An 18,827-nucleotide genomic window follows, 5' to 3' on the forward strand; every position below is an offset into this window, starting at 1 on the left:
AACCTTTGAACCCTTGAACCTTTGAACCCTTAAACTTTTATGTCGCAGGCGAAAATTCTAATTACTGGCGGTGCTGGTTTTATTGGCTCTCACGTGGTACGTCTTTTTGTAAAGAAGTATCCCAACTACCACATCTACAACCTTGATGCACTCACGTATGCGGGCAACTTGATGAATTTGCAAGATATTGAAAATGAACCTAACTACACCTTTGTAAAAGGAGATATTTGCGACCTTGATTTTTTAGAAAAACTCTTTGCCCTACACGATTTCAAAGGGGTAATACATTTGGCGGCAGAATCTCACGTAGATAGGTCTATACTCAATCCTATTCAGTTTGTAATGACCAACGTTATTGGAACGGTCAATTTGCTAAATGTTGCCAAAAACGCTTGGAAAGAAAATTTAGACGAACATATTTTTTACCACGTTTCTACTGATGAAGTATATGGCTCATTGCATAACCCTGATGAATTTTTCACAGAAAATACGCCCTACGACCCCAAATCACCTTATTCAGCTTCCAAAGCCAGTTCCGACCACTTCGTAAGAGCCTACCACAATACCTATAAAATCCCTGTTCTTATTTCCAATTGCTCCAACAACTACGGACCCAATCAGTTCCCTGAAAAACTTATCCCTTTGTGCATCAACAACATTCGCCACTACAAACCCTTACCTATCTACGGAAAAGGTGAAAATGTACGCGACTGGCTCTATGTAATTGACCACGCCCAAGCCATAGATTTAGTTTTTCATAAAGGTAAAATTGGCGAAACCTACAACATTGGCGGCTTCAATGAATGGAAAAATATTGATGTAGTGCGTTTGCTTTGTAAAATTATGGACAAAAAGCTCGGTAGAGCTGAAGGGGAAAGTGAAAAACTTATTACATTCGTAACCGACCGTGCAGGACACGACCTTCGCTACGCCATTGATGCCTCTAAAATTATGAATGAGCTTGGCTGGAAACCTACTCTGCAATTTGAAGAAGGTCTGGAAAAGACCATAGACTGGTATCTGGCAAATGAGGCTTGGCTACATCAGGTAACTTCGGGAGAGTACCAGAAATACTATACCGAGCAGTATGCTCATAGATAGATTATGCGTGAAGAGCTACACTATTTTTTACAAAATACCGCTATCAACCTACAAGGTTTAGAAAGCCGCTTAAAACACCCTATCATACAGAAGGCTTATCCTAAACGTATGGCTTTTGTTTTACTGAAAAAATATGCAAAAGATTTTTTCAGCCAAGGAGCCGAACCTCGTATGATTAGCCTCGTAGGACTGCGAGGTACAGGAAAAACTACCCTACTCTGGCAAATAGCCGATTTCATTTATCAACATCATTGCCCCAAGATTTTCTTTTTCAACGTCAATATTCTCAAAAGTCTGGGTATCAGTTTGCTACAAGCCCTGCAAGAGTTTCAGAAAAGTATCCTGCAAAAAAGTTTTAATCAGTTTTTAGAACCTATTGTTTTTCTTTTTGATGAAATTCAAGAAGATGAAAAGTGGGCTTCAACACTCAAAATTCTTTATGATGAAGCCCGTTCTGCCTTTATTCTTTGTACAGGCTCATCTGCCCTACTGCTCAAAAATACTGCCGATTTAGCCCGAAGAATGAAAATAGAAAAAATTTATCCATTCCATTTTACCGAATTTGTAACAGCCAAAACATTCCTATTTTCTTCGGAAACTATCCTGCCTGAAAAAAACTTAACCCAAAAGCTCAAAGAGGCACTATTTTTCAGCAATGAAGCAGGAGAAGCCTATACAAAATTGCAAAATATTCAAACAGATGTTTCCAATTACTTTCAAAAAATTGACGAGAATAAATGGGATTTAGTTGCGTTGAAAGAAGGCTATATTCAATATCAGAATATTCCAAGTTTTTTGATGTATCAAGAGCCATCGGCTATCACCGATGCTATCCTTGAAATGCTCAAAAGAGTAATGTACGAGGATATTCCCCAATTAGTAGGAGATAAAACAAATCTGCTGAATTTACATAACGCAGAAAAATTACTACTACGCTTAGCAGGTTCTGACGAAATAAATCCCGATAGCCTTTCCAAAACAATTGGGGTTAAACAATTAGAAATCAGCAATTTGCTAACTTTTTTAGCCAATGCCGAAATATTACATATTTTACCCCCTTACACAAGTTTTGAAGGAAGGATACTCAAAAATCGTAAAGCATTTTTTATGTCGCCTTCGTTACGTAGGGCTTTACTCACTACCATTTACGGAGAAAATTTACCCGAGCATTTCCAAAGCAAACTTTTAGAAGACACAGTAGTGATGTATCTGAAAAGAATTTTGCCCGAACTTATCATTTCTTTTCATTCAGCCAGCAAGGAAGCAAACCCCGACATAATCATAGAAACGCAAGAGAAGCCTATTATTTTAGAAATTGGTACGCACAAAAAAAATATTCAACAACTCAAAAAAACAGAGATAAACAGCCGTTACAATCTCCTTGTTACAGAAAAATTCAAAGAGCCACAAATCAGGGAAAATACGATGGTAGTACCATTTAGTTGGTTTATGTTACTTTGAAAAAAATTGTAAATTTCCCCAAAGGTTTTCCAAAAAGAATTGTAAGTTTGCAAAAAAATCTTTATGGCAAATCCAGCGTTTGTAAAACTTTTTTCAGGTACAGCCTCACGCTATTTGGCTGAAAAAATTGCATTAGAATATGGTAAAGATTTGGGCGAAATAGCTATTCAAAGATTTAGTGATGGGGAGATTAGTCCGAGCTTTACTGAATCGGTGCGGGGTTGCAATGTGTTTCTGATACAATCAACCTTCCCCCCTGCCGATAACCTAATGGAACTGCTCTTAATGATAGATGCGGCAAGACGTGCCTCGGCTCAATACGTAACTGTCGTAATGCCTTATTTTGGCTATGCTCGCCAAGATAGAAAAGATAAACCTCGTGTAGCCATTGCCGCCAAATTGGTTGCCAATCTGCTCTCTGCCGCTGGTGCAGATAGGCTTATCACCTGCGATTTGCACGCTGGACAAATTCAAGGTTTTTTTGATTTTCCTGTGGATCATCTTGACGGACAAGTGGTTTTTGCTCCTTATCTGCAAAGCCTCAATTTGCCCAAACTTGTTTTCGCCGCCCCCGATGTAGGTGGCGTAGGCAGAGCCAGGGCTTTTGCTACTATTTTCGCCGCCGATATGGTAGTATGCGATAAGCATCGCAGACGTGCCAACGAAGTTGCTTCTATGCAAATTATTGGTGATGTAGAAGGTGCTGATGTGGTAATTATTGACGATATTATTGATACAGGCGGTACAATTACCAAAGCCGCACAAATCATCAAAGAAAAAGGTGCCCGAACAGTGCGGGCTGTCTGCACCCACCCTGTTCTTTCGGGAAAAGCCTACGAAAATATTGAAAATTCGGTATTAGAGGAAGTAATTGTTTCTGATACCATTCCGCTCAAACGTGAGTGTGCCAAAATTAGGGTGTTGAGTGTTGCTCCGCTTTTTGCCAAAGCTATCCGTAGCGTACACGAATACGAATCTATCAGTTCGCTGTTTATTGTTCCACAAAAAATATAAATGAAGCCTTATGAACTTTCCAAGTAACCTCAAATACTCCAAAGAACACGAATGGGTACGCCTTGAAGGTGAGTTTGCCTATATTGGCATCAGCGACCACGCCCAAAAAGAACTCGGTGATATTGTGTATGTAGATATTACCAGCGTAGGACAAACCTTGGACGCCAATGCCGTTTTTGGTACCGTAGAAGCCGTAAAAACCGTTTCTGACCTTTTTATGCCCATAGGCGGCGAAATTGTAGAGTTTAATGATACTCTTTCTTCAAGCCCCGAACTTGTCAATTCAGACCCTTATGGCAAAGGCTGGATGATAAAAATCAAACCCAAAGACCTCGGCGAAATGAATAATCTAATGGATGCCGAAGCCTATAAAGCAATGTTAGGGCTGTAAAAAAGAAAACGACCACAACTCAACAAGTGTGGTCGTTTGACTTTTTTGAGACTTTGCCATTAAAATTTCAATCCTACATTTAGCAGAAAATTAGTTCCTGCCTGCGGGTAATAGTAATTTTCCCAAAATCTTTGCCCACCCACAATATAGCTAAATGTATAGCCATTGGGTTCATACAACTCATTGAAAACATTATTTATCAAAAGTCCTATTTGTAAAGATTTCACCCCTTTGTTAGGTGTAAAAGTGTAGGCAAAACGCAAATCATTTACCCAAAAAGCCTCTAATTTGCGGTTTTCATTTTGCGTATTATCCAAATACTGCTTGCCTACGTATTTGGTAAGCAAACTTATCTCCCATTCATTAAAAGGCTTAAAAGTAATTTGTTGAGCCGCTATCAGGCGAGGCGAGAAAGCTAAATCTACATTCTGATACGTGTAAGCCTCTTGCGTGCCATTATCAAAATCATCAACAAATTCCGTAAATTCGGGAATTTTGTTTTGGCTCAAAGTCAAATTGGCTTGCCAAGTGATTTTAGACGTTAATTGTATATTGCTCTCTAATTCTAACCCTATTCTACGACTGCGAGGTACATTGGTACGAATGTATGCTCCTACGTCATTTACTTTACCTGTCAGGATAAGTTCGTTGGTATAATCCATTAAAAAGCCATTGATTTTGAAATTTGCTTTTTTCCAAGCAATCTGATAGCCCAGTTCTACATTGTTAAGTCTTTCGGCTTTGGGGCGACTCGTAGGCGTAGATTCCACAAAATCATTGCGGTTGGGTTCTCGGTGAGCTATCCCCCACAAGGCATAAATTCTGTGTTTTTGCCAAGCATAATCAAGCCCTGCCTTGGGATTGAAAAAATGAAATTCTGCGTCTTGTTGGGTACTTTGCAGATTTTGGTCAAAACCTAAAAAGTTGTAACCAATGTAACGATACTGCATATCGGCAAAAGCTGATAGTTTGCCATTTGGCAAATTCCATTCATTAGCAATTTTTAAGAATTGGTTAAAATCAACCTTGATAGCATCGTTGTCGTAATAGCGATAACGGATAGGAGCATTTTGAGCAAATTCAGCCCAAATAATTTCCCCAAAATGTTTGCCTTCGTATCTGTTCCAACCACCTCCCCAAATAAAATTCCAAGTTTTATGCGTATAATCCAAAGAATAAACACTTCCGTAGAAATGATTATCCAGCCAACGGCGGCGAATGATATTGCTTTCTTTGATAGTATCCGAACCAATAACTATATCGGGCAGAGCGTACCTTGAAAACCTATCTTTTTCTCTGAATTCTTCATAATACCCAAAACCTCTCACATAAAACAGTGAAACATTGAGTTTGAGTTTTTCAGAAATTTGGTGGTCAAGAATAGCTTGATAGTGATTTTGGTTGTAATTATCTACCTGGTTATCGTAGGTATAAAAATTGAAACGTCTGTTTTCCTTCAAAATATCTTCCCTAATGCCATACCAAGCCTGATAGGTACGCTCTCTGCCTTGCAAAGTGAGCAGTCGGAGAGTTGTTTTTTTACCATAATAACCTCCCGAAAGATATACACCCAAAAGGTCAGAAAAAGCCCTATCTATGAAGCCATCGGAAGTAATTTTAGAAAGGCGAGCATCTACCACAAAGCCATTTTTCATTTTTCCTGTGGTGGCTTGCAAGGTATGTTTCCAAGTATTGAAACTCCCCCAAGAGTGGTTGAGTTCGGCAGAAGGCTCATCGGCGGGTTTATCAAAGGTTTGAATATTCAGACTTGCCCCAAAAGCCCCTGCTCCATTGGTGGAAGTTCCTACACCTCTTTGCAGACTAACAGAAGTAGCCGAAGAGGCTAAATCAGGTAAATTTACCCAAAAAACGCCTTGTGATTCGGCATCATTGAGCGGAATTCCATTGATTGTGGTATTGATACGAGTGGCATCAGAACCTCTTACGCGTATGCCCGTATAGCCTACACCCGCCCCCGCATCGGAAGTAACCACCACCGAAGGGGTAAAGTTGAGTAAAAAAGGCATATCTTGCCCGTAATTGCGTTTTTGCAGTTCTGTTTTTTTGAGTGTTGAGCGTGTAAGCTCAGTAATGTACGGAATACCTGTAATGGTTACGGCTTCAATTTCTTTGTCTTGAAGCAAAGAGTCTGTGCTTGCTTGTGCGAAAGCCAAACAAGGCACAAGCAAGCCTGCTGAAAGGCTCAAAATGTGGCGTTTCATTGGTGATATGATTTGAAAGTGAAACAAAAGGAGCTTCAAGGGGGTAGCTCCACCTGCTTCTTACCTTAACTCCCTGCGGCAGCATTATCTGCATCAGGTTCAAAGGGTATGTTCTCAGCCCGTTGTATTAAGGCACCCCTGTTTCGGAAAAATTTGTGAGCAAAGTTATGTAAAGTTATGCTTAAAAAGCAAGAAAAATTTTTATTTTTGATAAATAATTCCGAGATTACAGAAAAATTTTACCCACTTTGTTCCAACGTACTCGTCATATTCCTTTGCCTTTGCTTATCAGAATGTTTTTTGAGAGCGACTTTTTGTTATTGTTTGGTTGGATATTCTTTACGATTGGCAGTATCATCTTTTGTGTTTTTGCTTCGCTCTCCGATTTTAGTAGCTTGGTATTATCCAAAGATAGCCCTCAAGCCCAAGCGGTTATCTTTAAGATAGAATATGCTAATGCCCAAGAAAATAGAGCACGTATTTATGCGTATCACTACAAGTTTCAAGTAGATGGCAAAGAGTATGAGGGTATTTCGTATGGGTTTTCCTCCGATTACCGAGAAGGCGATACCGCCACCGTCGTTTATAAAAGTAATAAACCAACTTACTCACGCATTGTAAATTTACGTCAGAAGCATTTTTCCCCCTTTTTTCTCATTTTTATTGCTATTTTTCCACTTATTGGCGGTTCGGTGTTGGCTATTGCTATACCCAAAGTTTTCACCAAAATTCGTATCTTAAAAGAAGGGGTATTAGGCGAGGCTTTGCTGGTTGGAATGGAACCAACCAATACCACTATCAATAAGCAAAGAGTTATGAAAATGTTTTTTGAGTTGATGAGTGCAGGAAAAACCTACAAAACACATCTAAACACACACCAAATTCATAAATTTTGGGATGATAAGCCTCAGAAAGTGTTATTTTTACCCCAAGAACCTGAAAAGGCACTGATAGTTAGTTCTTTACCCGGAAATCCAGAAATTTCTGAAAAAGGTGATATACTAACCCCATACAGCTTATTTCCTGCGGGCTTTTACTTGCTTATTCCTGCGGCTTGTTTGCTTGCGTACTGGTGGGCTTTTTCGTAGTGCTAATCGCTTTGCAAAAATTTGATAGTTTCGTCAATTACCTCTTCGGTATGTATAGGAAGCAGAGCATCAGTGTAGGGTTCTTTCCCCCCAAAAGTGTGGTCTGCATTTTCCAAGAGTATCATTTCTGCGTTTTTTGACCAAGACTGCAATTTTCGGGCATTTTCTACCGAAACAGAAGTATCTGCCTTTCCGTGAATAATGAGAATAGGCACTTGAATTTTGGGCACTTGTTTTTCCAAATCGTAATGCACCCAGTTTTTTAGCAAATCTTCATAAACTTCTCTGTAAATAGGCATTTCTTGCTTGGTACGAGCGTTTTCAACGTAAATTACTCCATTTTTTTCAATTTCGGCAATGCGTTCGGGGGTAAATAAAAATTTAGTGTTGGCAATAGAAGCCCAAGTAACAACCTTTCGGATACGGCTATCTTCGGCGGCTTTGAGCAGTGCTAGTGCCCCTCCTCTGCTGTGTCCTATTACAAACAACTTATCCAGCAGTGTAATTCTTTTGAACAAATAATCCTCAGAAAAGAAATAATCCAAAACAGCCGTAATATCGTCTAAATCTTTGGTATAGGTTTCTCTGCCAAAAGCCTCTAAATCTACAAATTCTTTTTTATGTGTGGGGGTAGTTCCGTTGTGCGAAAGATTGATTTTAGCAAAAATAAAACCTCTTTGAGCAAAATGTTCGGCAATCATATTGAAATGCCCCCAATCTTTGAAGCCCTTGAATCCGTGAATAAAAAGAATAAGCGGTTTGGGAATATCATCAAAAATAAGCCGAATATCCAAACCAATAGGACGATTGTGTTTGTTGGAAGTAATTTGAATTTCTTGCTTAAATAGCGGTTCTTGTAAGTTCTCTGAATACATTTTCAATATTTTTTTCCTCTTGTTTGATTTCCAAGATAGTCCAATTCTGCATTTTGGCAAGTTGGAACAAATCAGCTCGCAAGTCTATATCGGTGGGGGTTCGGATTTCCCACAAGTTGCCCGCAATATGCTGAATTTGCAAGATTTTTTCAAAGTTTTTCGCAATAATATTTTCGTCAATCTTTTCTGCAAATTCTACTTTCAAAATTCGCTCCGTTTGAGATAGCTTTGTAATTTCGCTCACGGGAGCATCGGCTACAATTTTTCCTAAATGAATAATTACGACTTTATCGCAAATAGCCTGCACTTCTTGCATAATATGCGTAGAAAGCAAAATGGTTTTTTCTTGGGCTATTTGCTTAATAAGATTCCGAATTTCAATGATTTGGTTAGGGTCTAAACCTGTGGTGGGTTCATCAAGAATCATCACCGAAGGATTGTGTATCAAAGCCTGTGCCAAACCCACTCTTTGCCGATACCCTTTGGAAAGCATACCCACTTTTTTATGAGCCTCACGCTCCAAACCGCACATTTCAATTACCTCTTTGATACGATTTTCTAAATGAGCCACTTTGTAAATTTTCCCCATAAAGCTCAAATATTCACGCACATACATATCCAAATACAATGGGTTATGTTCGGGCAAATATCCCAAAGATTTTTGTGCTTCTTGGGTTTGGGTAGCAATATCAAAACCTGCCACTTCTACTGTGCCCGAAGTAGCTTTCAGATACCCTGTGGCAATTTTCATTGTTGTAGATTTGCCCGCACCATTCGGACCCAAAAAACCCGTAATTTTACCACTTTCAGCTACAAAACTGATGTTATCAACTGCCCTTTGTTTTCCGTATATTTTTGTAAGATTTTTGACAGCAATCATTGTTTAGAATTTAGAAATTAGATTTTCAGCTATTAGAAAAATTTGAAATTTGCTCAAAGTTGTGTTATGAAACTTATCCAAAATTTATGAAATCAATTTTACAAGGTTCAAGGTTTGAAATTTGACCTTTTTTTGAACTTCAAACTTACCAACTTTTGAAACCAAGTTTCACACCTTCATTTTTTCCTCCCACTCTTTTGCAAAAGATTTATCAGCAATTTTAGGCATTGTGCGGCGTTTGCCCCAAGTTTTGCCAAAAAGTTTTGTGAGCCATTTGTTTTTTGTTTTTCCTGAAAAAAAATCCATTATTTTTCGGCTCAACATTGCTTTTTTCCAAAACTTAAACCCTAAACGCTCTGCAAAGGTAGTTTGTTTTTCCTCTACGCTCTGCCTACGATTGAGCAAAAGCAAGTTGTGAATAGGAATTTTTACAGGGCATACCGAGCTACACGCCCCACAAAGTGAACTGGCAAAGCTCAAATGCTTATATTCTTTCAATCCTGCAAGATGAGGCGTAATCACCGAACCAATAGGACCACTATAAGTAGTATTGTAGGTATGCCCTCCAATGTTTTTATACACAGGGCAAGCATTCAGGCAAGCACCACAACGGATACAATTCAAAGCCTCGCGTTTCTCGGTATCAGCAAGCAAGCGGGTTCTACCATTATCCAAGAGTATTACATACATTTCATCGGGTCCGTCTAATTCTTCAGCCTGTCGGGGACCGAAAAAGATTGAATTATAGACCGTAATCTTTTGCCCTGTGCCACTTGTAGCTAATAAATGCCAAAACAAATCCAAGTGTTCCAGTTTGGGAATAACCTTTTCAATGCCTACAATAGCTATATGCACTTTGGGGAAAGTGGTTGCCATACGGGCATTGCCTTCGTTTTCGGTAATTGCCACAGCCCCTACGTCAGCTATCAGAAAATTCCCGCCCGTGATGCCAATTTCTGCCTCTAAATATTTTTCTCGCAAGATACGGCGAGCCGTAAGTGTGAGTTCTTGGGCATCATCAGTGGGTTTGATACGCAATTTTTCAACAAAAATATCAGCAATATCTTTTTTGGAAAGGTGCATAGCAGGTGTTACGATATGATAAGGCTTTTGCCCTGCCAGTTGCACAATAAACTCTCCTAAATCAGTTTCAATGGGTTCAATGACCTTTTTTTCCAGAAATTCGTTCAAATGAATTTCCTCCGTAGTCATTGATTTAGATTTTACTACGGATTTGGCTTGATATTTTTTGCAAATTTTTTCAATACTTGCCAGTGCCGATTCGGCATTTTCCGCCCAAATCACCTTGCCGCCACGCTTGGTAAAATGCTCTTCAAAATCCAGAAGCAATTCTGCCAAATGATTGATAGTTTCCGTTTTCAGATACGATGCACGTTCACGAGCTAAATCGTGGTTATGGTATTGCTGCAAGCCTTGCCGAACAGCATTATCGTATTTGCTGATGTTATGATTGATGGTTTGCCTATGCTTTAAGTCAAAGGCTTTTTGTTCAGCATCTTGTAAAAACTTTTCTGCCGTAGGGTTCATTGTTTTGTACGCTTTCGCAAAAATCTCACAAAGAAAGTAAAAATTTGCTTTGTTTGTTTAGAAATTAGGATAAGATTTTTTCAAAAAATGTTGCAACATTAAAAGTTATCACATATATTTGCGAGAAAATTTTAGTTTTTTCATTAAAACCTCTTACAGCAATGAAAAGTTTAGAAATTCTTGGAATTTTCTTATCAGGGGCAATTCTTTTCGCTTCTTGCGAATCTGCTCCCAAAAGTGATGAAGCCAAAACAGGCGAAGCCCAAAAAGTAGATAGCACCAAATCTGCTGATGCCCAAACCCTGAAAGTAGATTTGGCTAATAGTATAGTTACTTGGGTAGGTACAAAACCCACCGATAAGCACAATGGTACTTTTAACCTTTCAGAAGGTTCTATTTCCGTAAAAGAAGGCAAGATTGTAGGTGGTAAATTTGTCATTGACATCAATACCCTGAAAGTATTAGATTTGCCCGCAGATAGCAAAGAAAATGCTAAACTTACAGGTCATCTTAAAAGTGGTGATTTCTTAGATGCAGAAAAGTTCCCTACTGCAACTTTTGAAGTAGTTTCCGTAGAGCCTTACAAAGCCGATACTACCCAAAAAGTGAGTGAAAAAGACAAAGAATACACTTTGGAAAACCCCACGCATAGCATTACAGGCAACCTGACAATGAAAGGTGTAACCAAATCTATTACTTTCCCAGCGGCAGTGAAATTGGAAGCTAATAAATTGGAAGCCGAAGCCAAATTCAATATCAATCGCAAAGATTGGGGTATGGAATGGGGTATTACCGATAAACTCATCAGCAATACCGTGCATATGGGCTTTAAGATTTCGGCGGGTGTAGCACAATAACGATATTCACAGCAAAATAAAACACAAGCGACAACATCACTATCCGTATGTTGTCGCTTTATTCAAGATTTTCAGAATTTTTTTCAAATTTTAAGCTAACATTTCTTGCAAACCACGCTCCAAATAATTAGTTTAGCGTTTGGTTATGTTAAAAAATTGTTACGCTTATGGAATACATCTGGAAATCCGACCTGCTACATTCAAATCTCACTTTTGCAGTACCTCATATGATTATTGCAGAGGTAGTAGGCTTTATGAAAGAATTTGATATTACTATTCGCACTACACATTTAGATTTTTCAGATGCGAAGGTGGTTGCTGAAATCAAAGCCAATTCGGTTTATACCAATAACGAACAACGCGACCAGCACCTCATTTCACCTGATTTTTTAGATGCTGAAAAGTTTCCAAGTATAAAATTTATCAGTAGTGGCTTCAACAAAGTAGCCGACCGCAAATTTCAGGTTACAGGTAATTTAACTATCAAAGGAAGAACTTTGCCTGTTATTTTGGAAGTAGAATACACAGGGCAAGCCCGCGACCCTTGGGGAAACGTAAAAGCAGGCTTCAAAGCCAAAACACTTATTCGCCGTACTTCCTTCGGACTAACCTGGAACCAACTTTTAGATAATGGAGCGTGGCTCGTGGGCAATGAAATTAAATTAAATTTTTCAGGAGAATTTGTCAGAAGTAACTAAAAACGAATGAAAACCATTGAAGAAGCTATCCAAAGTCGCTTTCGCAACGAACAGCACAAGGCTTTGGTAAATATCCTTTACACTGCTAAATTCATAGAAAACAAAGTACAAGAGCATATCAAGCCATACCAAATCACTATGCAACAATATAATATTTTGCGTATTGTCAGAGGAGCAGGCGGAAAGCCTGTTTCTTTGAAATACATCAAAGAGCGTATGCTTGATAAAATGCCCGATGCTTCCCGAATTGTAGATAAACTCTATAAGAAAGGCTTGCTCAAACGCAAAGAATGCCCCAACGACCGCCGCAGTGTAGATATTACCATTACCCCCAAAGGAGTAGAACTACTTGCTACAATGGATAAGCACGCCTCTGAAATGGATAACATTTGCAATGCTTTGAACGAGGCAGAATTGCAAACCTTAAATCATTTACTCAATCTCTTGCGTAATGAGTGAATTTTTGCAATAGCTCTATAAAACTTCAAACATCAAACCCTTGAAGCCTTTGTACTTGGAAGCTACTCTCGTTTGTCTGTGTTTCGCTTAAAGCCCTTAAAGTCAAAATCAAATTTTTCGGGAGTACCTTCTATGAGAATATTTGCCAAACGCTTGCTTTGGCGTGTTTCTGATGAAATGATTTCCTCTTCTTCACCTTGCTCTTGTTTTTGAGCAAAATCTCGGTTTTTACGCTCTCTACGCTTTTTGAACAAATAGTTCCACAAAGCCTCTTTTATGACAAAAGAGGGTATTTCAAGCAAATAACTCATTTTTAAGTCGTTATCAAAATTTTGCTTACCCGAAATTTTCATATAGCCCAAAGTAGAGCTAATTTCCATACGGGGAATAGTAATTTCACCATTTTTTATATCAAAAACATTTTGCATTTCGCCAAAGCGTACATTTTCTAAATCCTTTCCTGCCATAAATTTATCCATCATCTTGAAAGGAGCGAAGTTGGTCAGTCTGCCCTCTCGGATAGTTGCCTCAATATGGGCTTCCGTATCTCGCAAATTGGGTACTAAGTCGGGGTGCATTAGCACTTTGGAAGTAATTGTGCCTGTAACTTTGCCGTGAATATTCTCATTGACTAAGTAATCTTGACCGAAATTATCCATTTTGTAGAAAATCTTATCCAAATCCATATTTTCTACCTTGATAGTGCTGGCAAAATAGATTTTCTTTGGGTTTGAAGCGTTGAAATAGCCTTTTATATCTAAAAATCCACCTGCCGTGTAGGTTTGAAGTTTATCTACATATACAAAATGGTCAGATTGAATACGCACAGCGGCTTTGAGTTTTTGTAAATGATACCTTCCATAACGCAAATCGCCAATATCGGCTTGCAATTCTAAATTTGGAAATGGTAAATCAAAAATATTGAAAGCCTTGCTATGCTCTTCGGTAGTTTTGATAGTATCGTGTTCTTGCTCCAAATTCGTATTTTTCATTAGCTCATTTACATTGATTTGATTGGCTACAATTTGCACCAGCTTTTTCCCCTTAAAGTTGCCAGCCATTATTTTAGAAAGACTTTCAATTTCTGCATTGATATTGAAATCTGTTTTTCCAAGCAATCCTTTGAAGTTTTTAAGCGAAAGTCCGCCATTTTGCATCAGCAACTCAGCAGTGATATTGCGAATGCCGTAATTATGCACCTTAAAAATACCATCAAACTTTCTCAAATTCAAGCGTGTGTTTGTCAGGAAATCTCCTTTGAGGGCATTTTTGGCAGGCATATTCAGTGTAAAATCCCAACGCAATTTATCTATGGTTTCGTGCTGATATTCGGCGGGTACATAGTTTTTGTCTTTATACACAAATACATCATCAAGATTCAAATGCTCCGATTGCAAAGCCATTGTGAGTTCAAACTCTTCTTCTACTTTACTGGAATCAAGCAGGGCATTGTAATTTTTCAGATAGCCCGATACTTTGAAATCGGTTTTATCTACTGCCCCTTCAAACTGCTTGAACTTGATTTTCTCTTCATCAATTACCAAATCTATGTGCCAATCGTGAAAGTGATGAGGATAGTTTTTGAATTTGGCAAAAAATTCATCTATCCAAAATTCACCTTTCGGAATACCCTTGGCGTGTAAAATTTCGTCTGTGGTAGTTTTGAAACGTAAATGATAGCGAAGGTCTTTGATTTCCTCATCTTGCTTTTCGGAAAGTGTTTTATCAAAGCTCATAATTTCTTTGAAACTAATAAACTCTGAGCTTCCTTTGAGTTCGGCAGAAATGGTTTCGCCTTTCTGTTTATGAAAAAGTTTGGCAAGATTGGTAATTTCACCTTGCAAGCGGAAATCGGATTTTCCAAGTTTGGCTAAAAATTCTTGAAGCAAGAGCTTGCCATCTACAATTTCCATTTTTCCATCAAAAAGCAAAGGATAAGGCAACTTGGGCGATTGAAAGCGGACATTCTGAAAGAGCAATCGGCTATCGGTGCCATCTTTGAGCTTGCCAAGAGCCGTAGGCGTATCGTTGTAGTCCATTAGTTCGTCCAAAGTCATATCAATCGTAAGCCAACCGCTCAAACCTTTCAGAGCCTCAATTTCAAAGAAATTTTGTAGAGTTGCCAAATTTAATTTGGAATGAAAATCCAAAGAAACAAAGGGATTTTCAAAATTTTTGATATGAAAACTGCCCTTGAAAACACTTTCTTCGGGGTTTCCGCTCAAACTTTTGATGTAAAGCTCGCAAGTTGATAAATCTCTCTTTGCTCCGTTGGTAAAATAGCCCGTGAAATTCAGATTACGGATACTATTTTTTTGTTTAGGGTTAATGAAATCTGCATTTTGGCAACCAAATTCTAAATCAATTTTAGGCACATTCCCAATAGCTTCCCCTACAATTTTGCCCTTGAAATAGACATCGCCTTTGTTTTGATAACTTTTAAGTTTTTCATATACACCTTGCGGGGCAAAAGAAGTAATCAGTTTGAAATCGGGCTTTCTACCCGAAACTTCCAAATTGAGAAAAGCATTTTTTGCCAAATCTACCGAACCTTGTACCTGAAACGCTCCCTCTTCTATTTCAAAATTGCTGGGGCGAATGGTCAGAAACTCTTTGGCAAAATGATAGTCTATATCTGTTTCCCAATGCACGTGCTTGTTTTCAAACCAAATAGAATCGTGAATTTTGAGTTGTACAAGCTCAAAATTGGTTTCAAGGTGGTTGTGTAATTCAGTTTCATCTAATTTGAAAGTAGAACTGACCTTACTAAAATGTAAATGAACGAACTGATTGGTTTGGTAATCTTTCTTGGTGATTGTAAAATCTTTGAGAACAATTTGTTTTAGCTTGAAAGCAAGTTTATTTTTTTGGTTTTTTTCGGCTTCTTCGGCTTTTTGCTTCAAACTTTTGGCAAGTAGTAGGTTGATAGAGCCATCTTCATATTTTTCAAGGTGCAACTCACCTCCCTGTATTTTGATTTTCTTGATTTTATATTTGCCTGCTACAATATCGGTGTAGTCAAAGCCGAGATAAACATCATCAAATCGGTAAATAGGGCGAAGCGTATCCTTTTCGGAGGCGTAAAAAGCCAAGCCCTTCAAATCCACAGAAATATAAGGGAAGTTGGAAATAGGGTCAATTTTTACATTTTGCAATTTGGTATAACCTTTTTGCATATCGTTCAGTTCAGCAAGAACGTATCTAGCAATCACGTTTTGGTTATTATACAGATACCAAGTCAAGCCTGCTATTGCCAAAATCAGTAATAGCACTATCACGGCAGCGGAGATAAGAATTTTTTTTAGCATAGGTGTAAAAAGATTATCCCAAAACGATAACTACTTTCCTGCTAAAAATGTTTTGGTGTGTTACAAAAAAGCTGTCTTTTTCCGACAGCTTTTTCGTCTTTTTTCGCAAAAGCAATAAATAGCCTTGAAAATTGACTTGTAAAATAAAATTGGAGGTATTTTCGGGATACAAGCGGCATCATCGCTTGTTTGTCTGTATGAACGAACCTATTACTTGACAGGAACTTTTTTAAGGGCTATGTAGCTGATTGGTTATGATTACATTTTCACTTTTTGGGCAGGGTTACCAAATACTGTTTCTCCTGCTTCTACATTTTGCACAACCACCGAACCTGCTCCTATACGTGCATTTTTTCCTACTTTCACTCCTGAAACAATTGTAGCTCCTGCTCCTACAAAAGCACCTTCTTCTATGGTTACATTATCGCCTATGATACTACCTGTTCCAATCTGAACAAAATCAGCAATTTTGGCATTGTAGTCAAGGATTGCCCCTGCACGAATAATATTGTGGCTTCCTATTTGTACCCCTGCATTTAGTACGGCTTTGGCATCAATAAGGTTGCCGTGTCCCATAGCCAAGTTGCTGGAAAGAAAAGCCTCTGCGTGAATGGCATTGGTCGGCATTACTTTTCGCCGCTCAATAAGCATTTCTACCAGTTTTTTGCGAAGTTTGTTGTCATCAGTGGCTACGAAGGCTTCGCATTTTTTACCTATCAGTTTCAAGAAACCATCATCATCAGTGCTTCCGAGTACGCTCACAAAGTTAATTTCGGTGCCGTGCAGTTTTTCGTCATCATCAAGAAAGCAATACACATCTATTTTATGGCTCTGAAAAATTTCCAAAGCAACTATTCCTAAATTTTTTGCTCCTAAAATAATTACGGGATTATCCATAGCTTCCAAATGATAATTTGAGTGCAAAAGTAGGAAATTTCAATATTTGCCAAAAAAATATTTTCAAAACTCATCAAAAAGCCTTTTATTTGCATTTGAATTCACCAAAAAAATGATTTTATGCCTGGAACCGAACTATTTGGAGCAGAAGAACGCAAAGAAATCAATGATGTATTGGAAACAGGGATTTTGTTTCGCTACAATCACGACAACTTACGCAACGGACACTGGAAAGCAAAAGAATTTGAAGCCGAAATCGCCAAATTCACAGGAGCCAAGTACGCTCATTGTGTTTCGAGTGGCTCTACTGCTGTGGCTACCGCTATGGCGGCTTGTGGCATTGGTGCAGGCGACGAAGTGATTGTTCCTCCTTTCACGTATGTAGCCACCGTTGAAGGGGCTTTATTGGGGGGAGCCTTGCCCGTATTCGCTGAAATAGATGAAACCCTTTGTCTTTCTCCCGAAGGTATTCGTAAAGCCATTACTCCCAAAACCAAGGCGGTCATAGTAGTACATATGTGCGGCAGTATGGCTAAAATTGAGGAAATTATGCAAATCTGCAAAAAGCATAATCTTTTGCTCATTGAGGATACCGCCCAAGCCCTTGGAGCAAGCTACAAAGGCAAAGCCGCAGGAACTTTCGGCGAAATGGGTTGTTTTTCTTTTGATTTCTTCAAAATTATCACTTGTGGCGAAGGCGGAGCCGTTATCACCAATGATGAAAACTTGTACCATTTGGCTGAGCAATTCTCCGACCACGGACACGACCATATCGGCGACAATCGTGGAATGGAAAAACACCCCATTGTAGGCTTCAATTATCGTATTGGTGAAATCAACGCCGCTATTGGTTTGGCTCAAATTCGGAAAATTAACTACATTCTGAGCCAGCAACGCAAACATAAAAAAGCTCTGCAAGAAACACTTGCCAAATTTGATGTAGTTAGCTTCCGACATATCCCCGACCCCGAAGGTGATGCCGCTACTTTTATGGATTTCTTTTTACCTGATGAAGCAACTACTCGCAAAGTTTTGCAAGCTCTTCGCGAAGAGGGTGTCGGCGAGCTAACAGGCATTCAATATTGGTGGGATAACCAATACCATTACATTCGCAATTGGGAACACGTCAGAGGTTTGAAAACACCAATGAAAACAGTTGCACACTTATTAGGCACGCCCCAAGATTACGAAAATCTGCAAATTCCTCAATCCAACAATCTTATCAGCCGACTGATTTCATTAGTGGTAAAAGTAGCTTGGACAGAAGAACAATTGCAAACACTTTGCACACGCATAGAAAAAGCTATGCAAAAAGTGCTTGCTCAAAGCAAAGTAGGATAGTTTTTTACCAAACCTTGGTATGTATGAAACAATTATTTGCATACTTGCTTTTAGGGCTAACACTGGTTGCCTGTGATAGAAAAAACACAGCCCAAAAGCAGGAACTCAAGGAAAACAAAACAGAGACTACGCAAAAGCAAAGCCTTATTAAGTCTGACTCGGCTTCTGTAAGCAATAGCGAAGAAGAACCCAAAAAAACCTCTGAAACTATTGAAGAAGAGCCTTAACGAACACCCAAAAGCCTTGTAACAACTACAAGGCTTTTCTTTTTCTGTATAAATCAAAACTTCACCCTTTCTACCAATACCTTATCCTTCACCACTACCACTGCCAGCAAATTCAGCATTTTTTTGCTGTGCAAAAGCGTATCCTTTTGGTAATAACTTAAAATTTGCTCTTTTGCCTCTTGCATTGTGCTTGCAAGCAGATTTTCTTGCTCTTTTTTCAAATACTTCAATTCAATGGCAAATTGATGATGCGTGTTGGGGTTATTGGGACGGATAAATAACTCTATATCCACATAACCTCCACCCGCTACTTCTCGCTCACTTTGTACCCAAAAAATATTTGTCTGGCTAAAATACGCTATCATTGCCATTTTGACGTGCTTTTCGTCAAAACGAATATAGTCTCGGTTGGAAAGATTTTGCAGTAGCTTTTCTATCAAAGCAAAAAACTTCTCATAAC

17 protein-coding genes and 1 riboswitch are annotated in these 18,827 nt (G+C 38.7%); of the genes, 10 read left to right on the top strand and 7 right to left on the bottom strand.

Annotation, left to right across the window (positions count from 1 at the left end):
• Window positions 1–39: 39 nt before the first annotated feature.
• The 4 genes from rfbB to gcvH all read left to right on the top strand — a co-directional run bounded on the left by rfbB (window position 40) and on the right by gcvH (window position 3,967).
• On the top strand, window positions 40–1,101 hold the full coding sequence (gene rfbB / locus ACWITO_RS01080) for a dTDP-glucose 4,6-dehydratase (RefSeq protein ID WP_448528161.1): 1,062 nt from the start codon (window positions 40–42) through the stop codon (window positions 1,099–1,101).
• 3 nt (window positions 1,102–1,104) lie between these two features.
• Entirely contained in the window at window positions 1,105–2,562 is a 1,458-nt protein-coding gene (locus ACWITO_RS01085) for an ATP-binding protein (protein WP_448528162.1), read from the top strand.
• 63 nt (window positions 2,563–2,625) lie between these two features.
• Window positions 2,626–3,576: a ribose-phosphate pyrophosphokinase gene (locus ACWITO_RS01090; RefSeq protein ID WP_448528163.1), complete on the top strand. Its 951-nt coding sequence runs from the start codon at window positions 2,626–2,628 to the stop codon at window positions 3,574–3,576.
• Window positions 3,577–3,586: 10 nt separating this feature from the next.
• Window positions 3,587–3,967, top strand: coding sequence for a glycine cleavage system protein GcvH (gcvH, locus tag ACWITO_RS01095; RefSeq protein ID WP_448528164.1), 381 nt, complete (start codon window positions 3,587–3,589; stop codon window positions 3,965–3,967).
• Window positions 3,968–4,026: 59 nt separating this feature from the next.
• Here gcvH and ACWITO_RS01100 read toward each other — a convergent pair whose 3' ends face one another.
• Entirely contained in the window at window positions 4,027–6,189 is a 2,163-nt protein-coding gene (locus tag ACWITO_RS01100; RefSeq protein ID WP_448528165.1) for a TonB-dependent receptor, read from the bottom strand.
• A gap of 53 nt (window positions 6,190–6,242) precedes the next feature.
• A riboswitch (TPP riboswitch) is annotated at window positions 6,243–6,339 on the bottom strand.
• A gap of 98 nt (window positions 6,340–6,437) precedes the next feature.
• Here ACWITO_RS01100 and ACWITO_RS01105 point away from each other — a divergent pair.
• Complete coding sequence (locus ACWITO_RS01105) at window positions 6,438–7,277, top strand: DUF3592 domain-containing protein (RefSeq protein ID WP_448528166.1); 840 nt, start codon at window positions 6,438–6,440, stop codon at window positions 7,275–7,277.
• Between the two features lie 2 nt (window positions 7,278–7,279).
• Here ACWITO_RS01105 and ACWITO_RS01110 read toward each other — a convergent pair whose 3' ends face one another.
• The 3 genes from ACWITO_RS01110 to ACWITO_RS01120 form a co-directional block, all read right to left on the bottom strand.
• Complete coding sequence (locus ACWITO_RS01110; protein ID WP_448528167.1) at window positions 7,280–8,152, bottom strand: alpha/beta hydrolase family protein; 873 nt, start codon at window positions 8,150–8,152, stop codon at window positions 7,280–7,282.
• Window positions 8,118–9,032: a gliding motility-associated ABC transporter ATP-binding subunit GldA gene (gene gldA / locus ACWITO_RS01115; RefSeq protein WP_448528168.1), complete on the bottom strand. Its 915-nt coding sequence runs from the start codon at window positions 9,030–9,032 to the stop codon at window positions 8,118–8,120. The genes ACWITO_RS01110 and gldA overlap by 35 nt, the downstream gene beginning before the upstream one ends.
• Window positions 9,033–9,200: 168 nt before the next feature.
• Window positions 9,201–10,580 carry a LutB/LldF family L-lactate oxidation iron-sulfur protein gene (locus tag ACWITO_RS01120; protein WP_448528169.1) on the bottom strand — a complete coding sequence of 460 codons (1,380 nt, stop codon included), beginning with the start codon at window positions 10,578–10,580 and terminating at the stop codon, window positions 9,201–9,203.
• A 161-nt stretch (window positions 10,581–10,741) separates the two neighbouring features.
• Between ACWITO_RS01120 and ACWITO_RS01125 the strand changes: the two genes are divergently transcribed.
• The 3 genes from ACWITO_RS01125 (at window position 10,742) to ACWITO_RS01135 (ending at window position 12,594) form a co-directional block, all read left to right on the top strand.
• Complete coding sequence (locus ACWITO_RS01125; protein ID WP_448528170.1) at window positions 10,742–11,437, top strand: YceI family protein; 696 nt, start codon at window positions 10,742–10,744, stop codon at window positions 11,435–11,437.
• Between the two features lie 167 nt (window positions 11,438–11,604).
• Window positions 11,605–12,135, top strand: coding sequence for a YceI family protein (locus ACWITO_RS01130; protein ID WP_448528171.1), 531 nt, complete (start codon window positions 11,605–11,607; stop codon window positions 12,133–12,135).
• Between the two features lie 6 nt (window positions 12,136–12,141).
• Window positions 12,142–12,594 (top strand): MarR family winged helix-turn-helix transcriptional regulator, encoded by a 453-nt coding sequence (locus tag ACWITO_RS01135; RefSeq protein WP_448528172.1) that lies wholly within the window; start codon window positions 12,142–12,144, stop codon window positions 12,592–12,594.
• A 62-nt stretch (window positions 12,595–12,656) separates the two neighbouring features.
• On the opposite strand, the gene ACWITO_RS01140 is transcribed toward ACWITO_RS01135, so the two are convergent.
• Complete coding sequence (locus ACWITO_RS01140) at window positions 12,657–15,902, bottom strand: hypothetical protein (protein WP_448528173.1); 3,246 nt, start codon at window positions 15,900–15,902, stop codon at window positions 12,657–12,659.
• Window positions 15,903–16,160: 258 nt separating this feature from the next.
• Window positions 16,161–16,799 (bottom strand): acetyltransferase, encoded by a 639-nt coding sequence (locus ACWITO_RS01145; protein ID WP_448528174.1) that lies wholly within the window; start codon window positions 16,797–16,799, stop codon window positions 16,161–16,163.
• A 120-nt stretch (window positions 16,800–16,919) separates the two neighbouring features.
• On the opposite strand from ACWITO_RS01145, the gene ACWITO_RS01150 reads away from it, so the two are divergent.
• Both ACWITO_RS01150 and ACWITO_RS01155 read left to right on the top strand, forming a co-directional pair.
• A complete protein-coding gene (locus ACWITO_RS01150; protein ID WP_448528175.1) occupies window positions 16,920–18,140 on the top strand; it encodes a DegT/DnrJ/EryC1/StrS family aminotransferase in 1,221 nt (406 codons plus the stop codon).
• Window positions 18,141–18,163: 23 nt separating this feature from the next.
• Entirely contained in the window at window positions 18,164–18,367 is a 204-nt protein-coding gene (locus tag ACWITO_RS01155) for a hypothetical protein (RefSeq protein ID WP_448528176.1), read from the top strand.
• 53 nt (window positions 18,368–18,420) lie between these two features.
• Here the strand turns inward: ACWITO_RS01155 and ACWITO_RS01160 are convergent.
• Window positions 18,421–18,827 (bottom strand): PD-(D/E)XK nuclease domain-containing protein (locus ACWITO_RS01160; RefSeq protein WP_448528177.1); only part of this gene is annotated, 407 nt, incomplete at its 5' end.

It is taken from the genome of Raineya sp. (assembly GCF_053497555.1).

Bases quoted from the DNA above. Each gene is read 5' to 3' on its own strand.
- ACWITO_RS01085 (WP_448528162.1), top strand. From the start codon at position 1,105: ATGCGTGAAGAGCTACACTATTTTTTACAAAATACCGCTATCAACCTA.
- ACWITO_RS01130 (WP_448528171.1), top strand. From the start codon at position 11,605: ATGGAATACATCTGGAAATCCGACCTGCTACATTCAAATCTCACTTTT.
- ACWITO_RS01155 (WP_448528176.1), top strand. From the start codon at position 18,164: ATGAAACAATTATTTGCATACTTGCTTTTAGGGCTAACACTGGTTGCC.
- ACWITO_RS01125 (WP_448528170.1), top strand. From the start codon at position 10,742: ATGAAAAGTTTAGAAATTCTTGGAATTTTCTTATCAGGGGCAATTCTT.
- ACWITO_RS01090 (WP_448528163.1), top strand. From the start codon at position 2,626: ATGGCAAATCCAGCGTTTGTAAAACTTTTTTCAGGTACAGCCTCACGC.
- ACWITO_RS01110 (WP_448528167.1), bottom strand. From the start codon at position 8,152: ATGTATTCAGAGAACTTACAAGAACCGCTATTTAAGCAAGAAATTCAA.
- ACWITO_RS01120 (WP_448528169.1), bottom strand. From the start codon at position 10,580: ATGAACCCTACGGCAGAAAAGTTTTTACAAGATGCTGAACAAAAAGCC.
- ACWITO_RS01135 (WP_448528172.1), top strand. From the start codon at position 12,142: ATGAAAACCATTGAAGAAGCTATCCAAAGTCGCTTTCGCAACGAACAG.
- ACWITO_RS01140 (WP_448528173.1), bottom strand. From the start codon at position 15,902: ATGCTAAAAAAAATTCTTATCTCCGCTGCCGTGATAGTGCTATTACTG.
- gcvH (WP_448528164.1), top strand. From the start codon at position 3,587: ATGAACTTTCCAAGTAACCTCAAATACTCCAAAGAACACGAATGGGTA.
- rfbB (WP_448528161.1), top strand. From the start codon at position 40: ATGTCGCAGGCGAAAATTCTAATTACTGGCGGTGCTGGTTTTATTGGC.
- ACWITO_RS01100 (WP_448528165.1), bottom strand. From the start codon at position 6,189: ATGAAACGCCACATTTTGAGCCTTTCAGCAGGCTTGCTTGTGCCTTGT.
- gldA (WP_448528168.1), bottom strand. From the start codon at position 9,032: ATGATTGCTGTCAAAAATCTTACAAAAATATACGGAAAACAAAGGGCA.
- ACWITO_RS01150 (WP_448528175.1), top strand. From the start codon at position 16,920: ATGCCTGGAACCGAACTATTTGGAGCAGAAGAACGCAAAGAAATCAAT.
- ACWITO_RS01145 (WP_448528174.1), bottom strand. From the start codon at position 16,799: ATGGATAATCCCGTAATTATTTTAGGAGCAAAAAATTTAGGAATAGTT.